Source organism: Flavobacterium sp. (genome assembly GCF_043720215.1).
Lineage (GTDB): Bacteria > Bacteroidota > Bacteroidia > Flavobacteriales > Flavobacteriaceae > Flavobacterium.
Genome location: NZ_JAYSSZ010000223.1, coordinates 1 through 3,046 on the forward strand (window position 1 = coordinate 1; position 3,046 = coordinate 3,046).

Sequence of the window (3,046 nt, forward strand, 5' to 3'; positions counted from 1 at the left end):
GCACATAGAATAGACTTCGATGTTCTTAACTACAATCATTTGCTGATGATCTTCTGTAAACAATGCCGATTTCAAAATTTCTAAAGGATCTAATTCATATCCGTGTGTTAAAAACTGGAATGCTTTGGCAACTCTTTCTGGCGTTTTTTCAAGACCTTCTCTGTTTGTATCTTCACCTAAATTTTCTATTATGTTTTTGAAACTTTCTGCAATTTCAATTGTTTTCTCGGTGTTGTATTGGTCAATTTTTTTGTAACTTATCATTTATGAATTTAACTGTGTTTTGAAATTAATTTTTTAAATATTTTCTTCAACTGAAGCCCATTGCAAATTTGGATATCTGTCATTATCAAGATTGGAGTGATTTGCCAAAAACATACTGTACACATATTGTGATTGTTGCCAAGATGCGTATAATTCCATTTCGCCTTTTGGGTTTGCTGCTCTTTGGCTTTTGTTGTAGGCTGAAAAACCTTCCATAGAACCACCGTTTACAAGTTCAAATTTTTGATTTTTGTTTTGCTCACTTAATTGTACTAAATCATTTGGACTTACTCTAAAACTTGCAATTCTTAAATCTCGTGGTGCGTCATCATCTATAGATGCTAATGTTGTGAACGCTGCGGTATCGTCCATTGAAGTAAAATCCATTTCCCAGTCCATTTTATCGTCATAGTACACAATGGTTTTGTTATTTGTGTCAAACAAAGGCGTGTTGTATCTTAAAATATCAGAAAAACATCCGTTGAATATAGAAGTTGCTTTAATTTGGCTTTTATCCAAATGCTCTTTGAATTCTTTTCTTAAATCAAAGTTTCTATTTTCTCCTTCTGGAATGATTGTAAAATCTGTACAAAAATCAGAAGGAATAAAACGAGGTACACCTGCTTGAATTGCACCTTCCAAAAGATTTTTTTGTCCATCAATAATTACCTCTTTTAATCCTGCTAACGCCGATACTACACAAGAAACGCCAATACAAGCTGTTGCGATTTTTGAAATGTTAGTCATATCTATTGGTGTTACACTAACACCAAGATTTCTTAATGCTTCAATTTTTTTTGGATCACTACCTTTACGAACTATCGCTTTAACTTCTGCACCTTCTTTTATCAATGCTTTTACAATGCGACCGCCAAGGTTGCCTGTTGCACCTGCTACTAAAATTGTCTTTTTCATTTTATTTGAATTAAATTATTTGATGCAAATGTAAACATTGTTTACTATATAGACAACATTGTTTACTATTATTTATTTTATATCTTTGTAAAAAATATTTCAAGATGAATGAAAATAAAGAGATTACTGTTCAATATGACGACAAAGACAACTTTGGCAGGTTAATTTGTATTGCAAAAAAGCATTTTGATGTTTGGTCTCAACATAATATTAAACCTGAAAAGGTTGATATGAAATTGTCATTTATGCCTGTAATTTTTAATATTAGTCCAGAAGGCAATACTAACAGTGAATTATCAAAAAAATCATTGGTTTTTAAACAAGCAATGAGTAGAACTTTAAAAGAATTGGAAGAAATTGGAATGATAACTTCCAAAACTATAAATAATGATAAAAGAAGTAACAAAATTAATTTAACTGACGATGGTAAAGAATTTGTTACGACTTCAAATCAAAAATTATCCAATTTAATTGATAATTACATAGAATTAGTTGGCGAAGAAAAATTTAAAATAACAATGGAAGTTTTAAGCAAAATGATTGATTACCACGAGGGTTTAAATACCAATCACTAAGTCTTGACTTACCATTAAACCATTTTAAAGTATCCTTTTTTTTTAATTAAATGAATTTCTAAACTCCAAAGGAGAAACACCACTTTTTGCTTTAAACAATTTACTAAATGATGGTGAATGTTCAAAACCCAACTGGAAAGCAATTTCTGAAACTGATAAATTTGTAGTTGATAATCTCTCTTTTGCTTTTTCTATCAATTTATTGTGAATGTGCTGTTGTGTGGTTTGTCCAGTCAATACTTTGAGCATCGAACTCAAATAATTGGGTGATACATTTAGATTTTCGGCAATTGTATTTACAGTAGGCAAACTTTTAGCATTTAAATCATCCATTTCAAAATAATTGTCTAATAATTCTTCCAACCGATTTAATAATTGATGATTGCTTATTTTCCTAGTTAAAAACTGGCGGTTATAAAATCTATCAGCATATTTTAAAAACAATTCTAATTGTGCAATAATTAGATCTTGACTAAATTTATCAATATTCGATTGGTATTCTTGTTTGATGTTTTGCAAAATGTTTATTAAACTTGTTTCTTCTTTTTCAGAAAGAAACAAAGCTTCATTTATTGAATAGTCAAAATAGTCGTATTTTTTTATTTTTTGGACCAAACTTGTTCCCCATAAAAAATCAGGATGGACAAGTAACATCCATCCTGATGTTTCTAAAACTTTATTTTTCTCAACTTCTATACTGAAAATTTGTCCTGGAGAAATGAAAAACAAAACGCCTTCATCGAAATCGTATTTTTGTTGACCATACTTAATTTTCCCATTAATATTTCTTTTTAGTGCGATAGAGTAAAAATCCATAGACCAACTCACGAGACTATCTTCTCCCAAATATTTCATTTCTTCAAAATTAATCAAACTGATTAATGGGTGCTCTGGTTGCGGTAATCCTCTTTGTCGATGGTACTCGCTAATGGTTTTAAATCTATGAATTGGATTGCTTTTCATTGCTCAAAAATAAATATTTATTATGAATTATAGGCGGTTACAAAATCGTTTACAAAGTCTGAAAATTTCACGTTACCTAAAACTGTTGGTTTGTTCAATTTATAGTCTTCGGCTAATTTACCACTGTTTAAACTTGAAAACATTTCAACATAATTATTTGTCAGCAGTTCAGGAAAACCATTTTCTAAGAAACCTTTGCGTGTTTCATCATCAGAAACGACAATCCACTTTAAATCAGGTTTGCCTATTGCAGTCCCCAAAATACTTGCAATTTCGTTTCCTGAAAGTTCATCACTTGAAACATATCTAACTTTTCGATGGGTAGATGG

Annotated in this window: 4 protein-coding genes and 1 pseudogene; 1 reads left to right on the top strand and 4 read right to left on the bottom strand. The window is 30.3% G+C overall.

Going from position 1 to position 3,046, the window contains the following annotated elements; translation table 11 throughout:
• On the bottom strand, positions 1-264 hold a 264-nt coding region (locus ACHZC3_RS10095), incomplete at its 3' end, for a GTP cyclohydrolase I (RefSeq protein WP_394759740.1).
• 33 nt (positions 265-297) lie between these two features.
• Positions 298-1,179, bottom strand: a complete 882-nt coding sequence (locus ACHZC3_RS10100) for an NmrA family NAD(P)-binding protein (protein WP_394759741.1) — start codon at positions 1,177-1,179, stop codon at positions 298-300.
• 104 nt (positions 1,180-1,283) lie between these two features.
• On the opposite strand from ACHZC3_RS10100, the gene ACHZC3_RS10105 reads away from it, so the two are divergent.
• The gene (locus ACHZC3_RS10105) at positions 1,284-1,754 is read left to right on the top strand and encodes a MarR family winged helix-turn-helix transcriptional regulator (protein WP_394759742.1); all 471 of its coding nucleotides are present in this window, start codon (positions 1,284-1,286) and stop codon (positions 1,752-1,754) included.
• 42 nt (positions 1,755-1,796) lie between these two features.
• Here ACHZC3_RS10105 and ACHZC3_RS10110 read toward each other — a convergent pair whose 3' ends face one another.
• Positions 1,797-2,717, bottom strand: coding sequence for a helix-turn-helix domain-containing protein (locus ACHZC3_RS10110; RefSeq protein ID WP_394759743.1), 921 nt, complete (start codon positions 2,715-2,717; stop codon positions 1,797-1,799).
• A gap of 20 nt (positions 2,718-2,737) precedes the next feature.
• Positions 2,738-3,046 (bottom strand): annotated as a pseudogene (locus ACHZC3_RS10115) (NAD-dependent dehydratase); the annotation flags it as partial.

Bases quoted from the DNA above. Each gene is read 5' to 3' on its own strand.
- ACHZC3_RS10100 (WP_394759741.1), bottom strand. From the start codon at position 1,179: ATGAAAAAGACAATTTTAGTAGCAGGTGCAACAGGCAACCTTGGCGGT.
- ACHZC3_RS10110 (WP_394759743.1), bottom strand. From the start codon at position 2,717: ATGAAAAGCAATCCAATTCATAGATTTAAAACCATTAGCGAGTACCAT.
- ACHZC3_RS10105 (WP_394759742.1), top strand. From the start codon at position 1,284: ATGAATGAAAATAAAGAGATTACTGTTCAATATGACGACAAAGACAAC.